The sequence below is a fragment of the Corynebacterium sp. HMSC069E04 genome (assembly GCF_001813175.1).
Taxonomy (GTDB): Bacteria; Actinomycetota; Actinomycetes; order Mycobacteriales; family Mycobacteriaceae; genus Corynebacterium; species Corynebacterium aurimucosum.
On the sequence record NZ_KV811626.1, the window covers coordinates 1 to 20,065 of the forward strand.

Genomic DNA, 20,065 nt, shown 5'->3' on the forward strand with positions numbered 1-20,065 from the left:
ATGCCTAGGAACAAAACTCGGGGCACTTCAAGCAGACTTGGATTAGAAACATGCCTCAAGTTCTCTTCCTAACTAGAGATTTTCAGGCATGCTGGACAAGAACTGTTCGCCACAGAGGAGGCTCCGGTGGGTTTCAACACCAACATGCACCAACTATCGGCGCTGATGCGCTCTACCGAGAACGGAGAGATTCAGCTCCCCGATTTCCAGCGAAAGTACAAGTGGGAAGACGAGCGTGTACGCCAGCTCCTCATCACCATCTTCCGTGGGCATCCGCTGGGCATCATCATGTTATTGGAAACTGGCAACTCCTCTGTCAGGTTCAAGCCACGCCCCATCGAAAGCACTGAAGCTACGGCTACTTCCGAGCCCAAATTTTTGCTTCTCGACGGCCAGCAACGACTCACCTCACTCACCCAAGCCCTTAAAGGCGATGGCGTTGTTCATACCAAAGACTCACGCGGTAAACGCCTCGACCGCAGGTACTTCATCAATATCCAGAAGTCTATTGAGGATCCCTTCGAGCTGGATGAGGCTGTGATCTCCGTGCCAGCTGATGGGGTTATTAGGACCAACTTCAACCGCGATATCGTGCTCGATCTCAGCACCATGGAGAAGCAACACGAGGCCGGTTACATCCCCGTTTCGCTGCTCCTTGATCAAATGGGACTTTTCGAATGGTTCGGCAAGCTGGGTGACACCGAACTCATGACAGCGTTCAGCGATGGGATTCTCCGCCAAGTCAACGAATACAAGATTCCCGCAATTGAATTGGACAAGCAGACGGACAAAGCGGCTGTGGCTACCGTCTTCGAAAAGGTCAATGTTGGTGGACTTCCGCTCAACGTTTTTGAGCTTCTCACAGCAGTGTTTGCAGGCGATGCGGAGTATTACGAAAAGTATCAACATGACTTCCGCCTCAACGATGACTGGGTGGAGACTAAGGAGCTATGGAAAGAACATGATGTCCTCCACAAGGTGGAGAACACGGACTTCCTCCAAGCAATCACGATGCTGACGACTCTTGATCGGAGTAAGCATTCCTCGGGAGGCCGCAAAGTCGGTCTGTCTGCCAAGAGGGAAGACGTTCTCAAACTTGAATTGAACGACTACCTCGCCTGGCGCGACGCGCTGCGTCAAGGTTTCATCTGGGCAGCCGGCTTCCTCGCAGACTTGCACATTTACCGTTTCAGGGATGTCCCCTACCCAAAACAGTTGGTCCCGTTGGCTGCCATTGCCGTTGTACTTGGCAAGGAAGCAGACAAGCACCACGTCAAGGAGAAGATTACGCAGTGGTTCTGGAGCGGCGTCTTGGGTGAGCTCTATGGCTCTGCCATTGAAACGCGCTTCGTACGTGACCTCGAAAGGGTGCCTGCTTGGGCGATGGGTGAAGAAACTACCGCCCCACGCACAGTGCAGGATGCTACCTTCGCTGAATCTCGCCTTCATTCGTTGCGCACCCGCAATGCCGCTGCCTACAAAGGTATTGCTGCGCTCATCATGGCACAGGGATCAACAGACTGGGTCGAAGGAAAACAATTCGGCGCATTCCAGTACAGGGATATGGCTGTCGACATTCACCATATTTTTCCTAAGGACTGGTGCAAGAAAAACGAAATCGATAATGAGCGCCGCGAGTCTATTGTCAACAAGACAACGCTGAGTGCACGCACCAACCGTGTCATCGGCGGCGTTGCACCGTCGGCATACTTGTCCAAGGTTGAGAGCGAATCTGGCTTCGATTCTGAAGGCGTGGACGACGTTCTCCGCGGACACCTCATTTCGCCTGAAGCACTGCGCAGTGACAACTTTGATACCTTCTTTAAACGTCGAAGGGAATCGCTCTGCACGCTCATTGAGGGTGCTCTGAAGAAGACGGTTCAGCGCGATGTCAGCGAAGGAAATGCGGTGGAAGACTCCTCGTTCTTCGAGGAAGAAGCCCTTGAAGAACCAGGCCAGTTGGTAGAGGAACCCGTATCAGAGGTCTGAAGCAACATCGTTTTCTCACCGACCAGCGCAGCAGTGCAGCCTTCGACCAAGAACGACTGCACCACACATGTCCAAATTGGGTAACCTTGGCAGACCGCAGCTTTCAATCTTAGGAGTCGCAATGAACGATGCTCACGACCTCCATACCCAGCGGCTTTCATTGTCGGTTCCTACGGATGCCGACATTGATGCCATCTTCGCCATTCACTCGGATGCCCGTACGTACGAGCACCGCCCTGAACTGGCCATGAAGACCAGGGAGGAAGCCACGGAGTTGGCACGCGCATGGCAGGCCAATTGGCGAGAGAAGCAGCTGGGCTACTACGTGGTATCCACGCTTGATGGCACCACCATAGGTTTCACAGGTGTGCGTCATAGCAAGGAAGCAGGTGAAGAAGTACTCAACCTCTACTACCGCTTCGCACCAGAATCGCAGGGGCAAGGCTATGCGAAGGAAGCCGCAGCCGCTGCGATTGCCAGCGCGCGAGAACTTTTCCCGCAGCTCCCTGTCGTCGCCATCATCGATCCCACCAATTCAGCCTCGATTGCCCTAGCCTTGAAGCTCGGTCTGCAGCACGTTCCCGGCGCAGGTGTGCCGGATGACTACGAGGTGTACCGACTCTCCTAGGTTTCGGCGTTCCACGGCTCCAGTGCCTTAACCGGGTACCGCGAGTCGATGGCGAAACGCTGGCACACCACCTGTGTGTCATCGTTGATGTCTATCTCTCCGATGTAGTCAACGAATTCGGGTGAGCGCCAGAACCGCTCATGCCCGGCGCGCCATTCGCTGGCATCAGCGTAGCCCTCGCCTTCAGCGAGGGCATGCTCGTCGTTGACGTCGGCGAGCCGGCAGACCTGGACCTCGGTGGTACGGATGACGCACACCACGTTGTCGTGTGAGTCAAGGACTGCTTCGAGGTTGCCCACGTCCTCCTGTGGTTTGTAACCGTGGGGATACTCGGCCAACAAGGAAGTCGTCGTGGTTTTCGTGCCGTTCAGGATGGCGGTGACGAGGGCGCCGCGAAGCGGGCCAGGGAAGGCGAACTCGCCGCGAGGCAGTACCGATAGGGGTTCCAAAGCGTCCTGAGTCATACGTTTACAGTACGTGGCCAGTTATTGTTGCCGAGCAAGCTCGCGCTCGCTTTCTGTTCCTACCGGCCGGATGCTCGCTCCCCAAACTCGATTCATCCATGACGATGTCCGGGCGCTTCCCTTGCGCCAAAGATGCTCCTTAAAGGGCTGGTAAACAGCTTCTTTCCCATCACTCCGGTCCGCACCGCCAGTTCCTATTGATAGCGGCGCGGCCCCTTTCTTCAAACTTCACAGCTCTTCATAAACTTCAAAGAATTCATAAACTTCACAAGACTTCAAAAGCTCTGTGGTCTAGAGCGAAGGACATGAATCCGAAACCCACCAACCCTTTTGCGGCCACCTTCGGCGCCACTCCCCCGTTGTTGGTTGGCCGCAGTGACGCCATTCGTGATTTCGGTTTTGCACTCGATGAGGGCCCCGGCGCCCATGAGAGAATCTCACTCATCATTGGCCCCCGTGGCATCGGGAAAACCGTCCTTCTCAACGCCTTCGAAGACGAAGCGCTAGAGCGCGGTTGGCTCACGCTCAGTGACACTGCAACAACCGGCTTTGTAGAGTGCTTGCGCAGCAGTATCATTCAGCTCTTGGCTAAGGAGAGGAAGCAGCTCAAAGGCCTTAACGTCTCTATCCTCGGCATTGGAGGTGGGCTCAATTGGGATACTCAAGCTATTGCAGAGTCCACATATTCACTGCGCAATGCCCTGAAGGATTTACTGGCTTATAAGCGCGAACTCGACCGAAAATCCCGCCAGGAGCCTGGTGGTGTTCTCGTAACTTTGGATGAAATGCACCACCAACGCAGCCAGGAGCTCATAGAGTTCGGCGCCACGATTCAGCATCTGGTTCGCGAAGGTGAAGACATCTCCGTTGTCATGGCGGGCATCCCATCTTCATTTAGACCGTTGCTATCCGGAAAGCTGAACAGTCGCGGCGACGCCAATCTAGTAACCTTTCTTCGCCGCGCCAACCGCATTGAGCTAGGCAGGGTCTCCGATTCCGATGTACGTGAAGCACTGGAGGAACCCCTTCACAGCGCCGCCACCTCATGGTCACAGGATGCATTGGATACCGCGGTTGAAGCGTGCCATGGATATCCATTCATGATTCAGCTAGTCGGCCAGTGCTCATTCAGGGAAAAGGAACGCACGTCGGATGGAGGCGCCGAAATCTCCGTCGACGCTGCCCGGCGCGGAGTCGCAACTGCACAGCGCAAGCTCGGCCAACTTGTTCATGAGCCCGCACTCTCGGATCTCTCCCCCGTCGACCGAAGCTTTTTGGTTTACATGGCCCAAAGCGATGGCCCTTCCAAGATGGCGGATATCAAGGCACGCTTCAATAAGACTGATTCTTATGTAGGCAACTATCGCCGCCGGCTTCTCGACGCCGAAATGATCACCACCACGGGCCACGGCGAAGTCGATTTCGCCTTGCCGTACTTACGCGACTACCTCCGCGAGCACGCAGCGAGTCTCATAGCCGAAGACTTCGACTCCCAATAGTGAGCACATGCTCGCCCCGGAGACTGCACGCCACAATTACCCCCACGCGTTTACTTCTCTGCTATTCGCGCAGAGTTTCCATTCCTTTCAAAGTTATTCATCTAGCTCACCAGGCAATGCCGCCCCTGCCAGCGCGGGTGTTGCCGCAGTGGCGGAGGGCGGGGCATCGGCAAGCGCGGCGTGAAACCGCACCATGTGCGCGCCGGCACGTGTGAATAAACGCGGATAATAGTATGCACACAGCCGCAAAACCTGCACCTACGTGGGCATTTCCCTACCGGCGGGAGCTTGAAAAAGTGCGAACTTTTCTTAAGCTTGTCGTCTAGTTCACACATCGCAGCCCCGGGAGCCCCTACTCACCACGCAACTGGATGACACAGCGCACCCGCATCGAGAAAGGTTCACGCAGATGACAACTCCCCCGCCGGGCGTTTGGTCCGAGGTTGGCAAGCTCCACCAGGTCATGGTGTGCGCACCAGGCCTCGCGCACGAGAGGCTCACCCCTCGCAATTGTGCGGAGCTGCTTTTCGACGACGTCCTCTGGGTCGACGAAGCCAAGAAACATCATGCGGAGTTCGTCGCCCAGCTGCGCGGCTACGGCGTCGAGGTGCTGGAGATGCACAAGCTTTTAGAAGAGACCCTGGACACCCCGGGCGGGCGGGATTTCATCCTCGACTACAAGCTGCTGGACAAGAACGTCGGTACGGGCATCGGCGGCGAGCTGCGCCACTGGTTCAACGAGATGCCCACGGCACGCCTGGCCAAACTACTCATCGGCGGGCTGCCCTTCGCCGAAATCCCGAAGGGCTTAGGTCACGGAACCATCGACGCCATGCGTGAGGTCTACGGGCCGTCCGCTTTTGCGCTGCGCCCGCTGCCCAACACGCAGTACGCGCGCGATAACTCAGCGTGGATTTATGGTGGGGTCTCCCTCAACCCCATGCGCATGCCGGCGCGCCATCAGGAAACGCTGCTGACGCGGGCTATCTACAACTATCACCCGCGGTTTGCGCAGGCAGACTTCCAATTCTGGTACGGCAATACCGATGAGGAACCGGGGCTGGCTTCCTTGGAGGGCGGGGACATCATGCCGATTGGCAAGGGCATCGTCCTCGTTGGCATGGGTGAGCGCACCACCTGGCAGGGCGTGAGCCAGCTGGCGATGCGCCTGTTTCAGGAAGGTGCGGCTGAGAAGATCATCATCGCCGCCATGGCCGCCGATCGTGCCTCGATGCACCTGGACACCGTGCTCACCTTCCTGGACGCGGATAAGGTCACTGCCTACCCCAAGGTCGTGGACAGCATCCGACCCATCGTGCTGCACCCTTCCACGAGCACGGCGCCTTTCGACGTCGAATTGCCCACCGATTCTTTCGTCGATGTCGTTGCCCAGGCACTCGGTATTGGACGCTTCGAGGTCATTGAAACCGGCGGGGATGTTTATACCGCCGCGCGTGAGCAGTGGGATGATGCCAACAACGTCGTGGCCATTGAACCTGGCGTGGTGGTGGCCTATGACCGCAACAAGCACACCAATAAGAAGCTGCGGGCTGCCGGCATTGAGGTAGTCGAGATTGGGTCGGCGGAGCTAGGCCGCGGGCGTGGTGGCGGGCATTGCATGACCTGCCCGATTGTTCGCGAGGCGGTGGATTACTAACAACACGATGGGAATATATTTTCGCATCTGCCGTCTCACGCCCCGCCCTCCACCAGGAGAGCAGACGGTGGGGTGAAGGGGACGTCGCCAAGCGCAGCCCCATTCCCACCACGGCCGCAGCCACACGCTTCTCCCCCAAAGGGTGAGAAATGCAGGCATGGCGCGAGCATCAGTACCATCAGCTCTCCTACGAAACTTCCCCGAGCAAAGCTCACTGCCAGCAGATTCGTTTGAAATCCTGAAATTTCGGCAACCCCGTATAGGGTCAATCAAATTATTGTGCACGAAAGGTCAAAACACTGGCAGTCATCATATTGACACCGCCAACTTCCCCCAAGACCTTAGGAAATCTCTTGTCCAGCTTTCAAAGCCTCCGGTTTCGGCACCTAAGATTGTTTCAGGATTAAATTAGTTCCCCATCATTCTTTGAGTTTCTTTAAGGACGGTATCCAGGTGCACATCAAGAGACTCCGCGCACTCGCGCCGCTGGCGGCTACAGCCGCGATGGCAACCGCGGCCTTCATCGCGCCCGCAGCACAGGCAGCCAATATTCCGCCGATGCCGCAGGCCTACCCCATCACAAACCTCTACAAGAGCTGCAGCGCAGCAGGCGAAGACCTCACCACCCCGGAGTGGCACTTTGCCGAAACCGGCCGCCGTTACTTAAGCGACGGCACTCTGCAGTTCAAGAACACCACTGACCAAGAAGTGCCCTATACCGCTTCGGTGGAAACGGGCACCAACCACAAGATTGAGGCCAATTCCAAGGCCGCGATGCCCTCTGGGTGGGACACCACCGCCAAGTCCGATATCGGATTAAAGCTGAGCAACGGCTGGCAGGAGAAGGAAACCTTCGGCCCCATCACCCTCAAGCCGGGTGAATCCTTCCGCGTGGAATACGGCGTGGTGGAAAAGGACTTCATCTCTATGTTCGTCGGCTGTAACGACGACCGTCTAGAGAACATGCCCGGCGCCAACGTTATCCGCGGCAAGGGCCCGGCCGAGCGCTATGCCTTTGCCTACATCATCAAGGCGGACGGCTCCGTTTCGGACCTGGCCATGGAGATTCCTTCCCGCTCCCCGGGCGCCAATTCCAAGCCCATCGAGGGCAACTACACCTCCGTATCCGGCCCCAGCCTGGAAAAGATTGCGGACCCGAAGAAGGATGAAATCATGCAGCCTTCCGAGGAACTGCAGCGCGACTCATCCTGGCCCAAGGAGGGCGAGACCTGCGAGGGTCGCGATAGCTCCTGGTACCCGCTGGATATCACTGCCGTGACGCCGACCTTCCGCAAGCCGGGCTACTCCACGGACTTCCTCAACTGGTCCAAGGGCGACTATGAATACGCGCCGGTTACTGACTTCGTCGTTGGCGCCGAGCACGCCCCCTACACCAACTGGCGCGGAAACCGCGGCGATATCCCGAAGGGCTGGCTGGAATCCGTCGGTGCGGTCAAGCGCGCCTACATGCCGGTGGGAACTGAACTCGAGCACATCGACTTGGCCCCAGGTGAGCGCGTGCGCGTGGAGTACGGCACCACTATGACCCGCATCAACTACCGCGAAATCCACTGCGGCAAGGACGGCAAGTACAGCCTGACCTCCAACTACAAGCAGACCACCGCTCCCAGCGGCTTCTGGGCGGAGGCCACCATCACGGGCAAGGACGGCTCCACTCGCACCGAGGACGTCACCCCGGAGGAGTACCGCAAACTTCCAGTCCCGACCCAGACCATCTACTAATCCACCTTTAATCCCCAAGGAGAAATCACCATGTTCAAGACCAAGATTGCTTCCACCACCGCTGCCGTGGCCATCGCCTGCGGTCTGATCGCTACCCCGGCCGCTAACGCCCTCCCGGCACGTGACCTGGGCCCGGCCAACCCGACCACCATTGGTGAGCACTGCACCAACCCGGGCGACACCGGCCAGACCGTTAAGATCAAGCGCACCTACTTCGACGGCTCCGCTGGCTCCTGGACCATCTCCAACTACAACGATGAGCCGCTGCCGGTGACCCGCTCCATCAAGGAAACCAAGACCAAGACCTGGAACGTCTCCGCCGGTGTGGACTTCAAGCTGCTGGATCTGATCAACTTCACCTTCTCCTCCAGCTACACCGACTCCCAGTCCTACGAGGTCGGTGAGCAGGTCGGCCCATACAACATCGCTCCGGGCAAGACCGCCGTCATGCGCGCGGGTTGGGTGGTTTCCGACTTTGAGGGCCAGAAGACCATCTGCGGTTCCGATAACACCTGGCAGGCTAACGGCGACACCTTCACCGCTACCCTGCCGAAGGAGCGCCACGTGGAGGTCTCCACCCGCGACAACAACGATTGGGGCTAAGACGTGCTGAAGAAGTCCATCGCGCGCACTGCCGCGAGCGTCTTCGCTGCGCTGAGCCTGCTGGCAGCCGCTCCCGTTGCCCACGCCGCTGACTTCGGCGGGGACTTCGAGCTGCCCCAGCGTTGGAACGATGATTTCAAGCCGGGCACGCACTGCGCAACACCCGGTGAGAATGGCACCTATGTCACCGCCACTCGCCGCTGGTTCAAGCAGACGGATGCCACCAGCGTGGCCAACCGTAACGATGAGCCCGTGCCGGTCAGCCACACCGTGACCCAGGCCCGCACTCAGACCATTGAGGTCTCCGGCTCCATCAAGGGCGAGGGCGAACTGGCCAAGGTGCTGACCCAGACCTACGGTTTCAACTATGTCCACGAGCAGCACTGGAAGCTCAACCAAGAGGTTGGCCCGTACACTCTGCCGGCGAACTCCCAGGGCAAGCTGGTGTGGGGCTTTACCATGCTCGACACCGACGGGCAGGACGTTCGCTGCAACGCTGATCAGGAATGGGAGGCCGTGGGCAAGCCCTACTCCGCCACCGTTCCGGAGGCGCGCTACTCCGAGCTGCAGCTTGGCGATGCCCCCGTCTGGAACTAACCCAGCTATCTCACCCGCCCAGACTTTACAAAAGAGGGCACCTTCACACCGCTTCGCAGCGGCCGAGGGTGCCCTCTTTTTGGCGTTTCACAGCATGATCAAACGGCAGCGGGAGCATTGCAGAACGGCAATGGGAACCTTGCAGAATGGCAACGAAGTCTTTGCAGAACGGCAGCGCGAGCATTGCGGAACCACAACAGCGCAGGCGATTCCTACCAATAGGTGACAACCACTGGGCGATGCTAATCTCGTCGCTCTGGCACGGCTAACCCGCGACGCCGAACGGCCTCCACGCATTTCGAGGACCACGAATATACTGCGCCACATGCCTCATCGAATCTTTTCCGTGCCCTTCGCCGACATCTATCCGCACTACGTCAACAAAGTGGAGCGCAAAGGCAGGACTGTCAGCGAGCTCCACGAAGTCATCACCTGGCTTACCGGCTACTCGGTTGAAGGACTGGGGAGGGTCCGAGAGCAAAAGATCACCCTCGAGGAGTTCTTCGAGCAGGCCCCTCAACTGAACCCGTCTCGCCACCTCATCACTGGCAGCATCTGCGGACACCGTGTCCAGGACATCGAGGACCCACTGATGCAGAATATTCGGTACCTGGACAAGCTCGTTGACGAGCTAGCCAAAGGAAAGGCCATGGCGAAAATCCTTCGCGGCTAGTATTCGCCAACTGCGCTATTCAAAGCTTCAAGCTTTAAGCCACAAAGGGGTACGGCGGCGCGGTCTTCTCACGGAAGAAGTAGCGCGCGTGCGTATGGCGGACGGATTCTAAATTCTTAGCGCCAATCGCCACAATCTCGACGTCAGGATCCTTATTTACTTGATCCAGTCTATGACGAGCGCGGGTTCCCTCGATGAGGGATTCGTACTCAGTTACTTCCAGTGCACCTGTCGGTCGATGGTATTTAATCAAATAGGCTGGCATCGATTTATTCTCCCTCCACGTCACGTTGAACTCGGCGTTCTTCGAATTCATGGATTAATTTATCTAGCATCTTATACATGCTACGTCGCAATTGACGTGCTTCTCTTTGCGTTGTATCAGCAGGTTGGTTGCCTTCGAAAGGCTCAGTAAGAATATCGACGAGCTTTTCCACCCTGTTTACGACTTCGGACAGTTCATGCAAAGCGCGGGTCTCAATCTCAAATCCTGCCGGAATTTTTCCGCCGAATTCGAGGTATCGGATTTCTCTCCCCTACAAGTCTCCTGCCATTTCATAAAGGTTTGCCCACTGCGACTGAAGCGCCGTTCGTAACTGAATTTCTGCACGCCCGGCCTCAGACATCACATGTAGGTGCACCGCGCGATAGCCCGAGTGCGGTTCCTCGCGCATGTCCCGGAGCTCTACCTTCCTCGCCCCAGCCTTCATAAGATCTCGAGAAAGAAGCTCCGCCAGTATCGATTGTTCCTTTAGAGTCACGTCGAGATCCAGCCGTACTCCAGAGACGTCTTGGATATTCTCCAAAGGAAAGCTCGGCATTCGACTCAACTTCTCCCTCAACGTGTCTCGTGTTTTTACACGAGAACCCAGGAAGTATGTATCTGAATCTGGCTCCACAATCGAGTCTGAACTCAGTGTCAACCGATTATCAAGTTGTGCCATGGTCTGACCTGCTTTTTGAATTATCGCATCACACAGGGCTGATTGCTGGCCCAAGAACAGACCAAACCGTTCCTCATCAACCGCTTCCCCATTCCGTAACGCACTTCCTATTCGATGTACTTGTCTCTTACTAAACGTCGTCGGCTTGTGTTCCAAGAACCTCAAGGTTCCCCCTTCTTCGATAATGGCAACCCCCAAGACGAAGTGTTGCCTGTAGCTCCAGACACCCTTGCTAGACCGCGTGCGTGCGGACGTGCATTCCCCCACCTCTTGGATGCCTGCTCTAAAGAATACGAGGGCGACCGGACATCAACACCACAATGTCGCTCATGCGTTCGATGGTCAATTTCAAACGCACACCCCAGAAGTCAAGAGAAGACACACCCCACCTTCAGCTTTGCCATACTTAACGCATGACTTCGCTAGAAACTTGTGCCAGCGACTGGGCGGAAACAATTGCGGCCGCACTCGAGCGCGAATTCCCCGCCGCGATGCACCACACAAGCGCTTCCACAGAAGACTGCGACGTGCGCCCCGCAAGCTGCACCCCAGTTTCTACGGTTGTTTCAACTGGCACTCCAGCGTCCACATGCAGTACTCAGGCACGCTACTAAACAAGATTCTCGGTCCCGAGCCTCCCAAGGAACTTTCTGCGCTTCTCGACGATCGCCTCAGCACAGAAGCCCTCACCACGGAATACAACTACCTCCTTGCCCACCCCGGATATGAAATACCCTATGGGCGCGCCTGGCTGTTGCAGCTCGCCTCGGTTCGCCCGAGTGAAGCGATGGACAAGCTCGTCGAGCTCACCGCGCAGCACTGCCATGATTGGCTTGGTTCACTCAATCACCCGGTGCGCCACGGCATGCACTCCAATACAGCGTTCAACCTTTTCCTCATTCTCGAGGCCGCAGAGAAACTCGGGCTGGATTCGCTTGCAAGCTCGGTGCGCGAGGCTGCAGTCCGCCTTTTCGGCGATGACCGCGACTATCCGCTCGAGTGGGAGCTGTCTGGGCACGATTTCCTATCCAACGGACTATCGGAGGCGCTACTCATGTCGCGCGTTCTGCCGGATTTCCCGCGGTGGTTCGACAGTTTCCTTCCCCACCGCGCCGAGGCACTGGACTTTCTTACACAAATTCCTGAGGTACTCGACCCGACCGATGGCCGTTTGACCCACCTCTACGGCCTAGCGCTGACCAGGGCGTGGATGCTCGTTGAACTCGCTGAGCATTTCGACGCCTCCGTCCTACCCCGCGCACAGGCGCTTGCTGCCAGCGCACAACCGCAGCTTGTCGACGGCCACTTCATGTCCACCCACTGGCTCATCACCTACGCACTACGCTTTCAGCTCGCCTGTGAGGGAAAACGCGTGGATGAGCTTCGGTAACAAGTGATTCATAACGCGCACTTAAGGAATGGTTACTGAGCGAGTAGTACTGTAATTTTCTAATTATCGTTCTTCTCAGGAGCTCACTATGGATTCTCGCTACTCGGCACAGCGCGATAGCTACCGCCTGCCGGAAGAAGGAATCCGTATTGATCTTCGTGCTGAGCGTGCACGCCGTAGCCGCTCTCTTCAAGGCCGCGCGGACGCTACCCCTGAGCGCTCGGCCTACCGGCCGCGACGCCGCCCCAGCCAAGAACGGTTAACTTCTCCCTCTTCGACCGCTACCCCTTCACGGCGATCCGCTTCCCTGTCGGCGCCTACCCAACAAACACCAACACGAACAGCACCGACGAGAAAACAAGGAACTTCACCACGGCGCCACGCAGCGCGCCATCACCAGCCTGACAGCCGTCGCGGGATGGAGGTCCTCCTGATTCTGGCGTTGGTGTTCCTCGGGATTGTCGCCGCGCTTAAGTTCAATAAGGAACCAGAAGCACCCGCGCCGCAACCCGCCGACATAGTCACGGAACCCGCCGCAGTCATCGAGCCCTCCCCCGCAGTCGAGATGTACATCCCAGCAATTGATGTACGCACGGACTTCGAAGAAGGCTCCTGCCGAGTCAAAGACAACAAGATCAATCCGGACTCGATGAATAAGGCCTGCACCTATACCGCGGAGGATAAGCCCTATTCACTTCCCGGTACGGATGCTCAAGACATCGTGGTTATCGCCGGCCATACCGGCGCGGGTGTGCCGGCAGTATTTAATAATCTCTACGACGGCCGGGCAGACGAGCACAAGGCTTCAATAGGCGACAAGCTATACCTGCGCACGCAGAACTCCGCTGATCAGTGGCTGGTATACACCGCGACAGATCTGCACGATCCCTCAAAGGACGGTCTCGAGCAGGACGAGAGCATCTGGGGCGCCGATGCCCAGCCCGGCCGCCTGCTCACCATCAGCTGCATCCAGCCAGCCAACCCACTGGCAGCGGCGGTACGCAATGCCGTGGTGGGATGGCAGTTTGAGGGCGTAACCGAATCTCCCGACCCCGCCGCAGAACAGCGCTAAGCCCGGTGCAGCATCCCCCGTTCAGGGGGATTTCCACCACAACACACAGATATCGAACATTTTCGCAGCTCAATAGACTTCACAGTTCTTATTCTTGCAGGTTAACGCGCCTTGCAGCGTCGCGGTTGAAGGCCTCAACCCACCGAACATGTCACCCGTCTGGCACGAAAAGCATCCGCCATGTTACGGGGCAACATTTCGAAACCCTTGTGACTAATGTGAAAGTTGTGGCTATTGTGGTTCACGTCGGGTTGAATCCCTCTCACATACCTCACAAACCCCGCAAGGAGAAGCTTATGAAGCGCATCAACCGCACCCTGACCGCAGCCGTTCTGGCTGGTTCCCTCGCACTGGGCGGCACCGCAGTCGCCTCTGCCCAGATCCCGGCTCCGGCTGAGCTCACGGTCGATGGCGTCACCTACCAGAAGCAGGCCGACGGCAGCTACAAGAGCACCAACGATCTCGGCGGTGCCACCACCCTAACCGCCGAGCAGGCGCAGTTCGCTTGGGAGAATTCGCCAGAGTACCAAGAGCTCCTAAAGGAAACGTCGAACGAAGGTGAAAACCCAGCCGAGGGTGAAGCCCCAGAAGGTAACGAAGAGGGCTCCACCGACGGCGAAGGCTCCGCCAACGAGGGCGAAGGCTCCGCCAACGAGGATCCCTCTTCCAGCGAGTCTGACTTCGACAAGAAGCAGCTGGCTTGGCTGGCCCTGCCGGCTGCCCTCGTCATCGGTGGTGTGACCTGGTACCTGGCCAAGGATGGCAAGACCTACGTGAAGTCCCAGGAGGCTGCACAGAAGGACGCTCCGACCGCTGAGGAGAAGGCCGCTTCCGAGCAGATGCTGCAGGAGAACAAGGACGAGGTCATCGCCCAGGGCGGCCAGCTTGCTGACAGCACTGCTGCTCAGACTCCGACACAGGCTCCGGCGCAGTCCCGCGGTATCTCCGCTGAGACCGGCTCCAACACCGTTGCCCGCGCCCTCGCTGCACTGGCGTTCGCAGCCATGATCGCTGCTGGTGCTGCCGTTGCTCGCCGCAAGCTCGTCTTCTAAGAAGACCTCTAGGCCGCAGGCCAACTAACACAGGCCAACTAACACACAGGCCAACTAACAATGGCCAACTAACAACTCGCTCCGCGTTCCCCAGCCCTCTCATCCAGTGGGCGAAGGAGCGCGGTTTCGCGCGTTTTACTCCACATAACTCCCCTGCCAACACCGCTCACCACCGCAACGCAACCTGGAATATTCGTAGGAGTTTGCATAGAGCACATCAAAAAATCATCCAGACCATTGACCTAGCTCACATGCCTATGGTTAATATGTAGTGAGTCGAAACTAGCTAACGGTGGCAACATCGGCTGACATCGACTATCCAAGAACACGTATATCTATTCCCAGGAGAAGAAACATGAAGCGCATCTCCCGTAACCTGACCGCCGCAGCACTGGCCGGCGCCCTGACCCTCACCGGCCTCACCGCCGCCAACGCAGAGGAGCCCAACACCCAGACCGGCTCTTCCATCACCTCCAACGAAGGCAAGGGAAACCAAGGCAGCAGCAACGAGGGTGACCAGGGCAGCAGCGACAAGGATGGATCCTCCGCTGACCTCAAGGGCAAGCTGTCCTCTGAGGATGGCAAGCCGACCGACCTCGGCATCGCCGCCATCGTCCTCGGCGTTGTTGGCGCATTGGCAGCAATCGGCCCGGCCGCCGCACAGGCACTGGGCATCAAGCTCCCGTTCTAATTCAAGGCTTCTACACCTAAGCTTTTGAAGGCGCCACACTATCGGCGCTAGATAGCAGCACCCCCATCACGTTCGCGATGGGGGTGCTTTCACTTCCCACAGCCGCAAAGATGAGGGACACACTTCACAAAATGACGTGATGCGGGCTACACTAGGCACCCATAGATTGTTCAACAATTCGGGAACTATAGAAGAGGTGTCCTCCTGTAATGAGCGCGCTGCACATAGACCTCAACGCTGACCTCGGCGAAACCACCGCCGGCAACCCCGTGGCCGATGACGCCGCGATGCTCCAGCTTGTCTCCTCCGCCAACGTCGCCACCGGCTTCCACGCCGGTGACCCGCACTCCATCGCGGAAACGCTCAAGGCGGCCGCAGAGGCAGGAGTTACCGTCGGCGCGCACGTTGGCTATAACGACCCAGCAGCATTCGGCCGCCGCTTCATCGATTACGCACCTGCCGAGCTTGCCGCCGAAATCACCTACCAAATCGGTGCCCTCCAGGCCCTGGCCCAGGCCAACGGGACACAGGTGGCCTACGTGAAGCCGCACGGCGCAATGTACAACACCATCGTCCACCACGAGGCCCAGGCCCACGCGGTTATCGACGGCATCAAGGCCTTCGGCGACCTGCCCGTCATGCTGCTGCCCGGCGGCATCGCCGTCGACATCGCCGAGAAGAAGGGCCTCACCGTCATCCGCGAGGCCTTCGCCGACCGCAACTACAACCCCGATGGCACGCTCGTCTCACGACGCGAGGCGAATGCGGTAATGGGTGATGAGGGGGACGTCGTCAAGCGCGTGCTCGAGGTCGCCGAAACCGGCTCTATTACCGCCATCGACGGCTCCGTACTCAACGTGGATGCCCAGTCGGTGTGCACGCACGGTGATTCGCCCGGCGCGGTCCAGCTGCTGCGCGGTGTGGTCAAGGAACTGCAGGCGCACGGAATTGAGATTCGGAGCGCCATCTGATGCATATTCACCCCGTAGGAACGCGCGCGCTGCTCGTAGAGCTAGAGGACTTGTCCCAAGTCATGGCGTGGCACGCGGCGCTCGACGCTAATCCACTCAAGGACCAAGTCGATGCGATTGCCGCCGCCACCACCTTGCTGCTGACCTTTGCCACGCCGAACTCCGCCGCCGCAGCCGCTGAGAAGCTGCAGGATTTCCGCCCCACCGCGCAGGCGGGCGAGGATCCGCGCTTTGTGGAGATCGACGTTCTCTATGACGGCGAGGACCTCGATGAGGCCGCCGAGTTGATGGGCATGTCGCGCGAAGGCCTCATTGATTGGCACACGTCCACCGAGTGGCTCGCCGCTTTTGGCGGCTTCGCGCCCGGTTTTACTTATTGCACCCCGGCGGACTCGGCGCAGAATTTCAACATCGAGCGCCGTGCCACCCCGCGCACCGCGGTGCCGGCGGGTGCCGTCGGTATTGCCGGCGGTTTCTCCGCGGTCTATCCGCGCGTCTCCCCGGGCGGCTGGCAGCTGTTGGGCACTACTTCGACTCCGATGTGGGAATCTGATGCCCACCCGCCGGCACTGGTCCAGCCCGGTGACCGCGTACGCTACCGCGCGGTGAGCTCGCTGCCGGACGTGGTGTCCACCACGCCTTTTGGCCGCCGCACCCCGGCGCGCTTGCCGCGCTTGGAGGTCCTCGATGCGGGGCTGCTCACCCTCTTCCAGGATCAGGGCCGCCCCGGCCGCGGCAACCTGGGCGTCACGCCCTCGGGTGCTGCGGACTTGGCCGCTGCAGCCACAGCTAACGTCGCGGTGGGCAACCCGCGCGGCGCCACCGTACTAGAGAATATCGGCGGCATTCGCCTGCGCGCGCTGACCGACGCCGTCGTGTGCGTCACCGGCGCCCAATCCCGCGTGCTTCTCGACGATATGCCGGTGCACCTCGCGCGCCCGGTGCTCGTCACCGCAGGTTCGACGGTGACGGTGGATCCCGCAACGGTGGGCCTGCGCAGCTACATCGCCATCCGCGGCGGCATCGTGGCGGATGCGGAGCTGGGCTCAGCCTCCACCGACGTGCTCTCCGGGCTGGGGCCTACACCGGTACGGCTGGGCGATGTCATCGGTGTCCTCCCCCGCTCCACCGCAATGACGGATGCGCAGCTGAGCAACCCGATGCGCGTGCGCGAAGGCGCGCACGGCCAGACCGAGGGTGTGCTGCGCTGCGTGCTCGGCCCGCGCGATGACTGGTTTACGCCCGAAAGTCTGGAGGCGTTCCTGGCCACCGAGTGGACCGTTACTGCACAGTCCAACCGCGTGGGCGTGCGCCTGGTCGGCCCGGAGGGCTCCGTGGCGTTGAGCCGCGCCCGGGAGGGCGAGCTGCCCTCGGAGGGCATGGTCGCTGGCTCCGTCCAGGTACCGCCGAGTGGCGAGCCCGTGATTTTCCTCCGCGATCACGCCGTGACCGGTGGCTACCCGGTCATCGCCACAGTCCTCGAAGAAGATATTGATATCGCCGCGCAGCTCCCGCCGGGGGCGACGGTCCGCTTTGAACTCGCTTAAATACTAGTAAAGGAACACCCACCCATGATCTCTGCAGTCCTTATTGCTAACCGCGGCGAGATCGCCGTCCGTATCGCCCGCACCGCGCGTGACCTGGGCATCCGCTCCATCGCCATTTACTCCGAAGCCGATGCCGGCGCCCTGCACACTCAGGTGGCCGACGAAGCCTATGCGCTTCCCGGCAACTCTGCGGCGGATACCTACATGAACATCCCGGCTCTCCTCGATATCGCCGTGCGCGCCGGCGCTGACGCCATCCACCCCGGTTACGGCTTCCTCTCGGAGAACGCCGACTTTGCCCGCACCGTGGCCGAGGCCGGCCTGACGTGGATTGGCCCGTCGCCTGAGTCCATCGAGCTGCTCGGCGACAAGATTGCCGCGCGCCGCGTGGCCGAGGAGGTCGGCGCCCCACTGGCACCGGGTACTTCTGATCCCATCGATGACTGGCAGGAGGCCCGCGCCTTCGCTGAGGAGCACGGCCTGCCCATCGCCATCAAGGCTGCATACGGCGGCGGCGGACGCGGCCTGAAGGTGGTGGAAAACCTCGAGGACATCGAGGCGGCCTTCAACTCCGCCGGCCGCGAGGCCAAGGAGGCCTTCGGCCGCGCGGAGTGCTACGTGGAGAAATTCCTGACGCACCCGCGCCACGTGGAGGCGCAGATTCTGGCCGATACGCACGGCAACGTCGCCGTGCTGGGCACCCGCGATTGCTCCACGCAGCGCCGCTTCCAAAAACTCATCGAGGAAGCCCCGGCGCCCGCGCTTTCCGACGAACAGCGCACCGGCATCCACGAGGGTGCCCGCGCTATCTGCGCAAAGGTGGGCTACACCGGTGCCGGCACGGTGGAGTACATCGTCTCCGAGGATGGCACGATCTCCTTCCTCGAGGTCAATACCCGCGTGCAGGTGGAGCACCCAGTGACCGAGATGGTCACGGGCGTGGACATCATCGCCGAGCAATTCCGCATCGCCTCCGGCGAACCCCTTTCCTTCGTGTCCTCATCTTCGTCCGATGCGTCTGAAGCGCATGCGTCTGAAGCTCATGCTTCAGACCCTGAAATGGACGGCCACGCCTTCGAGTTCCGCATTAACGCCGAGGACATCCTCAACGGCTTCGCGCCGTGCCCCGGCACCATCGTGCGCTTCGAGCCGCCGACCGGCCCTGGCATCCGCGTCGATTCCGGCGTGCGCACCGGATCCATCGTGCCTCCCTACTATGACTCGCTCGTGGCCAAGCTCCTGGTCTGGGGCCCAACCCGCGAGATCGCGCTGAAACGCGCGCAGCAGGCCCTTCAGGAATTCGATATCGAAGGTGTTCGCACCGTGCTGCCCTTCCACCGCGATATGGTCTCCTCCCAGGTCCTCGTGGACCATGGCGACGCCGATGCCGCGGCCGGCATCTACACCGACTGGCTCGACCACAATTACCGCCCGTCAGCGGAGGCCACGAGCGCCACCGTTCCGGTGGAGGCCATCTACGCGCAGCGCACCCGCGTGGCGCTGGAAATCGACGGCAAGCTGGTCAGCGTGGGCTTCCCCACGGAGATGTTGTCGCAGGGGCCGGTGAAGGGGGCGTCGGCAAGCGCGGCGTCTGGAGCCAGCGGCAGCGGCAACGAGGTGACCTGCCCCTACGAGGCCAACCTCGTGGCATGGAACGTAGAAGACGGCGAGACCGTCGAAGAAGGCCAGGCCATCGCCACGATCGAGGCAATGAAGATGGAATCTGCGGTCAAGGCTCCGTCTGCGGGCAAGCTAAGCCGGGTGGCAACGGAAGGCTCGAGGCTGGAACCGGGCGCGGTAATCGCCACGATTTCTTAAGCGGCGGGCTACTGTAAGTCGCATGCTTGCAGATTCCGTCGCCTCCGCGCTCCGCGCCGCCATCTCCGAAGGCGAGTACATGCCTGGGCAACAGCTCAGCGAGGTCCGCGCGGCCGAGCGCTTCGAATGCTCCCGCAACACCCTGCGGGAGTCCTTCGCCATGCTCGCTTCCGAGCGCATCGTGGAGCGCATCCCGCACAGGGGTGTCTTCATTGCCACCCCGGATGCCGATTTCGTGCGCGATCTATATTTAGCGCGCGCCGCCATCGAGCCGGCTGCTGCGCGCTACGCCGCCTTTGAGGACCCAGGCGAGTTGGTGCGGCTGACCGAATCCGCCGTGCAAGACGGCGCTCCCCGCCCCCTCATCAACCAGCGCTTCCACAAGAGGTTGGTCGCTGGTCTGGGCTCACCGACGCTGGACCGCTCCATGTCTCATCTCCTAGCGCGCATGCGACTCACCTTCTTGCTGACATTGGAGCGCTACCCGCAGATTCACGATAACCACGTGCAGGCCAACATCGACTTAGCCCACCTCATCGCGCAAGGCGAACGTGAGGCCGCCGCCGATGCCTGCCGCGCGGACTTGATGCGCGCGATGGAATCGATTCTTCGGGTCCTTTAGTCTCCGAGTCCTCTAGCTGCGCCTGCGCTCCTGTTAGCCGGTTCCACCCGCGCGAAACTGCTCGGCCCACATGGTTCTAGTGAGATGGTTCGGGTCAAAAGGTTC

The 20,065-nt window shown here is 59.7% G+C and carries 19 protein-coding genes; 16 read left to right on the plus strand and 3 right to left on the minus strand.

Annotated elements, in window-relative coordinates:
* Positions 1–126 precede the first annotated feature (126 nt).
* Both HMPREF2896_RS00855 and HMPREF2896_RS00860 read left to right on the plus strand, forming a co-directional pair.
* The gene (locus tag HMPREF2896_RS00855) at positions 127–1,989 is read left to right on the plus strand and encodes a GmrSD restriction endonuclease domain-containing protein (protein WP_070716949.1); all 1,863 of its coding nucleotides are present in this window, start codon (positions 127–129) and stop codon (positions 1,987–1,989) included.
* 121 nt (positions 1,990–2,110) lie between these two features.
* Positions 2,111–2,617 carry a GNAT family N-acetyltransferase gene (locus HMPREF2896_RS00860; protein WP_070716952.1) on the plus strand — a complete coding sequence of 169 codons (507 nt, stop codon included), beginning with the start codon at positions 2,111–2,113 and terminating at the stop codon, positions 2,615–2,617.
* Here the strand turns inward: HMPREF2896_RS00860 and HMPREF2896_RS00865 are convergent.
* Complete coding sequence (locus tag HMPREF2896_RS00865) at positions 2,614–3,081, minus strand: ASCH domain-containing protein (RefSeq protein WP_070716955.1); 468 nt, start codon at positions 3,079–3,081, stop codon at positions 2,614–2,616. The genes HMPREF2896_RS00860 and HMPREF2896_RS00865 overlap by 4 nt on opposite strands.
* Before the next feature lie 305 nt (positions 3,082–3,386).
* Between HMPREF2896_RS00865 and HMPREF2896_RS00870 the strand changes: the two genes are divergently transcribed.
* The 6 genes from HMPREF2896_RS00870 to HMPREF2896_RS00895 all read left to right on the plus strand — a co-directional run bounded on the left by HMPREF2896_RS00870 (position 3,387) and on the right by HMPREF2896_RS00895 (position 9,853).
* Positions 3,387–4,580 carry an ATP-binding protein gene (locus tag HMPREF2896_RS00870; RefSeq protein WP_083311431.1) on the plus strand — a complete coding sequence of 398 codons (1,194 nt, stop codon included), beginning with the start codon at positions 3,387–3,389 and terminating at the stop codon, positions 4,578–4,580.
* Between the two features lie 409 nt (positions 4,581–4,989).
* Positions 4,990–6,237 carry an arginine deiminase gene (locus tag HMPREF2896_RS00875; protein WP_070716958.1) on the plus strand — a complete coding sequence of 416 codons (1,248 nt, stop codon included), beginning with the start codon at positions 4,990–4,992 and terminating at the stop codon, positions 6,235–6,237.
* A gap of 504 nt (positions 6,238–6,741) precedes the next feature.
* Entirely contained in the window at positions 6,742–7,980 is a 1,239-nt protein-coding gene (locus HMPREF2896_RS00880) for a hypothetical protein (protein WP_371325881.1), read from the plus strand.
* A gap of 30 nt (positions 7,981–8,010) precedes the next feature.
* Complete coding sequence (locus tag HMPREF2896_RS00885; RefSeq protein ID WP_070716965.1) at positions 8,011–8,583, plus strand: hypothetical protein; 573 nt, start codon at positions 8,011–8,013, stop codon at positions 8,581–8,583.
* Positions 8,584–8,586: 3 nt separating this feature from the next.
* Positions 8,587–9,180 (plus strand): hypothetical protein, encoded by a 594-nt coding sequence (locus tag HMPREF2896_RS00890; protein WP_070716968.1) that lies wholly within the window; start codon positions 8,587–8,589, stop codon positions 9,178–9,180.
* 325 nt (positions 9,181–9,505) lie between these two features.
* Positions 9,506–9,853 (plus strand): DUF2200 domain-containing protein, encoded by a 348-nt coding sequence (locus HMPREF2896_RS00895; RefSeq protein ID WP_070446309.1) that lies wholly within the window; start codon positions 9,506–9,508, stop codon positions 9,851–9,853.
* Between the two features lie 34 nt (positions 9,854–9,887).
* Here the strand turns inward: HMPREF2896_RS00895 and HMPREF2896_RS00900 are convergent, their stop codons facing one another.
* Together HMPREF2896_RS00900 and HMPREF2896_RS13015 are read right to left on the minus strand one after the other, a co-directional pair.
* Positions 9,888–10,169 (minus strand): hypothetical protein, encoded by a 282-nt coding sequence (locus tag HMPREF2896_RS00900; protein WP_236659317.1) that lies wholly within the window; start codon positions 10,167–10,169, stop codon positions 9,888–9,890.
* Positions 10,170–10,389: 220 nt separating this feature from the next.
* On the minus strand, positions 10,390–10,797 hold the full coding sequence (locus HMPREF2896_RS13015) for a nucleotidyltransferase family protein (RefSeq protein WP_246815740.1): 408 nt from the start codon (positions 10,795–10,797) through the stop codon (positions 10,390–10,392).
* A 274-nt stretch (positions 10,798–11,071) separates the two neighbouring features.
* Between HMPREF2896_RS13015 and HMPREF2896_RS12260 the strand changes: the two genes are divergently transcribed.
* The 8 genes from HMPREF2896_RS12260 (at position 11,072) to HMPREF2896_RS00945 (ending at position 19,960) form a co-directional block, all read left to right on the plus strand.
* On the plus strand, positions 11,072–12,187 hold the full coding sequence (locus HMPREF2896_RS12260) for a DUF2891 family protein (RefSeq protein WP_246823952.1): 1,116 nt from the start codon (positions 11,072–11,074) through the stop codon (positions 12,185–12,187).
* A gap of 418 nt (positions 12,188–12,605) precedes the next feature.
* Positions 12,606–13,259 (plus strand): sortase family protein, encoded by a 654-nt coding sequence (locus HMPREF2896_RS00915; RefSeq protein WP_246823951.1) that lies wholly within the window; start codon positions 12,606–12,608, stop codon positions 13,257–13,259.
* 296 nt (positions 13,260–13,555) lie between these two features.
* A complete protein-coding gene (locus HMPREF2896_RS00920) occupies positions 13,556–14,311 on the plus strand; it encodes a hypothetical protein (RefSeq protein ID WP_070716969.1) in 756 nt (251 codons plus the stop codon).
* 355 nt (positions 14,312–14,666) lie between these two features.
* Positions 14,667–15,002: a hypothetical protein gene (locus HMPREF2896_RS00925; RefSeq protein WP_070716973.1), complete on the plus strand. Its 336-nt coding sequence runs from the start codon at positions 14,667–14,669 to the stop codon at positions 15,000–15,002.
* A 209-nt stretch (positions 15,003–15,211) separates the two neighbouring features.
* Complete coding sequence (locus tag HMPREF2896_RS00930) at positions 15,212–15,973, plus strand: 5-oxoprolinase subunit PxpA (RefSeq protein ID WP_070716977.1); 762 nt, start codon at positions 15,212–15,214, stop codon at positions 15,971–15,973.
* Entirely contained in the window at positions 15,973–17,520 is a 1,548-nt protein-coding gene (locus tag HMPREF2896_RS00935; protein WP_070716980.1) for a 5-oxoprolinase subunit B/C family protein, read from the plus strand. Before HMPREF2896_RS00930 ends, HMPREF2896_RS00935 begins: the two co-directional genes overlap by 1 nt.
* Positions 17,521–17,544: 24 nt before the next feature.
* On the plus strand, positions 17,545–19,338 hold the full coding sequence (locus HMPREF2896_RS00940; protein ID WP_070716982.1) for an acetyl/propionyl/methylcrotonyl-CoA carboxylase subunit alpha: 1,794 nt from the start codon (positions 17,545–17,547) through the stop codon (positions 19,336–19,338).
* A 22-nt stretch (positions 19,339–19,360) separates the two neighbouring features.
* Positions 19,361–19,960 carry a GntR family transcriptional regulator gene (locus HMPREF2896_RS00945; protein ID WP_070716985.1) on the plus strand — a complete coding sequence of 200 codons (600 nt, stop codon included), beginning with the start codon at positions 19,361–19,363 and terminating at the stop codon, positions 19,958–19,960.
* The last annotated feature ends 105 nt before the right edge of the window (positions 19,961–20,065 follow it).

What these genes read in the sequence shown, in the direction of transcription:
- HMPREF2896_RS00860 (WP_070716952.1), top strand. Translation starts at nt 2,111, where the DNA reads ATGAACGATGCTCACGACCTCCATACCCAGCGGCTTTCATTGTCGGTT.
- HMPREF2896_RS00865 (WP_070716955.1), bottom strand. Translation starts at nt 3,081, where the DNA reads ATGACTCAGGACGCTTTGGAACCCCTATCGGTACTGCCTCGCGGCGAG.
- HMPREF2896_RS00870 (WP_083311431.1), top strand. Translation starts at nt 3,387, where the DNA reads ATGAATCCGAAACCCACCAACCCTTTTGCGGCCACCTTCGGCGCCACT.
- HMPREF2896_RS00875 (WP_070716958.1), top strand. Translation starts at nt 4,990, where the DNA reads ATGACAACTCCCCCGCCGGGCGTTTGGTCCGAGGTTGGCAAGCTCCAC.
- HMPREF2896_RS00880 (WP_371325881.1), top strand. Translation starts at nt 6,742, where the DNA reads ATGGCAACCGCGGCCTTCATCGCGCCCGCAGCACAGGCAGCCAATATT.
- HMPREF2896_RS00885 (WP_070716965.1), top strand. Translation starts at nt 8,011, where the DNA reads ATGTTCAAGACCAAGATTGCTTCCACCACCGCTGCCGTGGCCATCGCC.
- HMPREF2896_RS00895 (WP_070446309.1), top strand. Translation starts at nt 9,506, where the DNA reads ATGCCTCATCGAATCTTTTCCGTGCCCTTCGCCGACATCTATCCGCAC.
- HMPREF2896_RS00900 (WP_236659317.1), bottom strand. Translation starts at nt 10,169, where the DNA reads ATGAATTCGAAGAACGCCGAGTTCAACGTGACGTGGAGGGAGAATAAA.
- HMPREF2896_RS13015 (WP_246815740.1), bottom strand. Translation starts at nt 10,797, where the DNA reads ATGGCACAACTTGATAATCGGTTGACACTGAGTTCAGACTCGATTGTG.
- HMPREF2896_RS12260 (WP_246823952.1), top strand. Translation starts at nt 11,072, where the DNA reads ATGCCTGCTCTAAAGAATACGAGGGCGACCGGACATCAACACCACAAT.
- HMPREF2896_RS00915 (WP_246823951.1), top strand. Translation starts at nt 12,606, where the DNA reads ATGGAGGTCCTCCTGATTCTGGCGTTGGTGTTCCTCGGGATTGTCGCC.
- HMPREF2896_RS00920 (WP_070716969.1), top strand. Translation starts at nt 13,556, where the DNA reads ATGAAGCGCATCAACCGCACCCTGACCGCAGCCGTTCTGGCTGGTTCC.
- HMPREF2896_RS00925 (WP_070716973.1), top strand. Translation starts at nt 14,667, where the DNA reads ATGAAGCGCATCTCCCGTAACCTGACCGCCGCAGCACTGGCCGGCGCC.
- HMPREF2896_RS00930 (WP_070716977.1), top strand. Translation starts at nt 15,212, where the DNA reads ATGAGCGCGCTGCACATAGACCTCAACGCTGACCTCGGCGAAACCACC.
- HMPREF2896_RS00935 (WP_070716980.1), top strand. Translation starts at nt 15,973, where the DNA reads ATGCATATTCACCCCGTAGGAACGCGCGCGCTGCTCGTAGAGCTAGAG.
- HMPREF2896_RS00940 (WP_070716982.1), top strand. Translation starts at nt 17,545, where the DNA reads ATGATCTCTGCAGTCCTTATTGCTAACCGCGGCGAGATCGCCGTCCGT.
- HMPREF2896_RS00945 (WP_070716985.1), top strand. Translation starts at nt 19,361, where the DNA reads ATGCTTGCAGATTCCGTCGCCTCCGCGCTCCGCGCCGCCATCTCCGAA.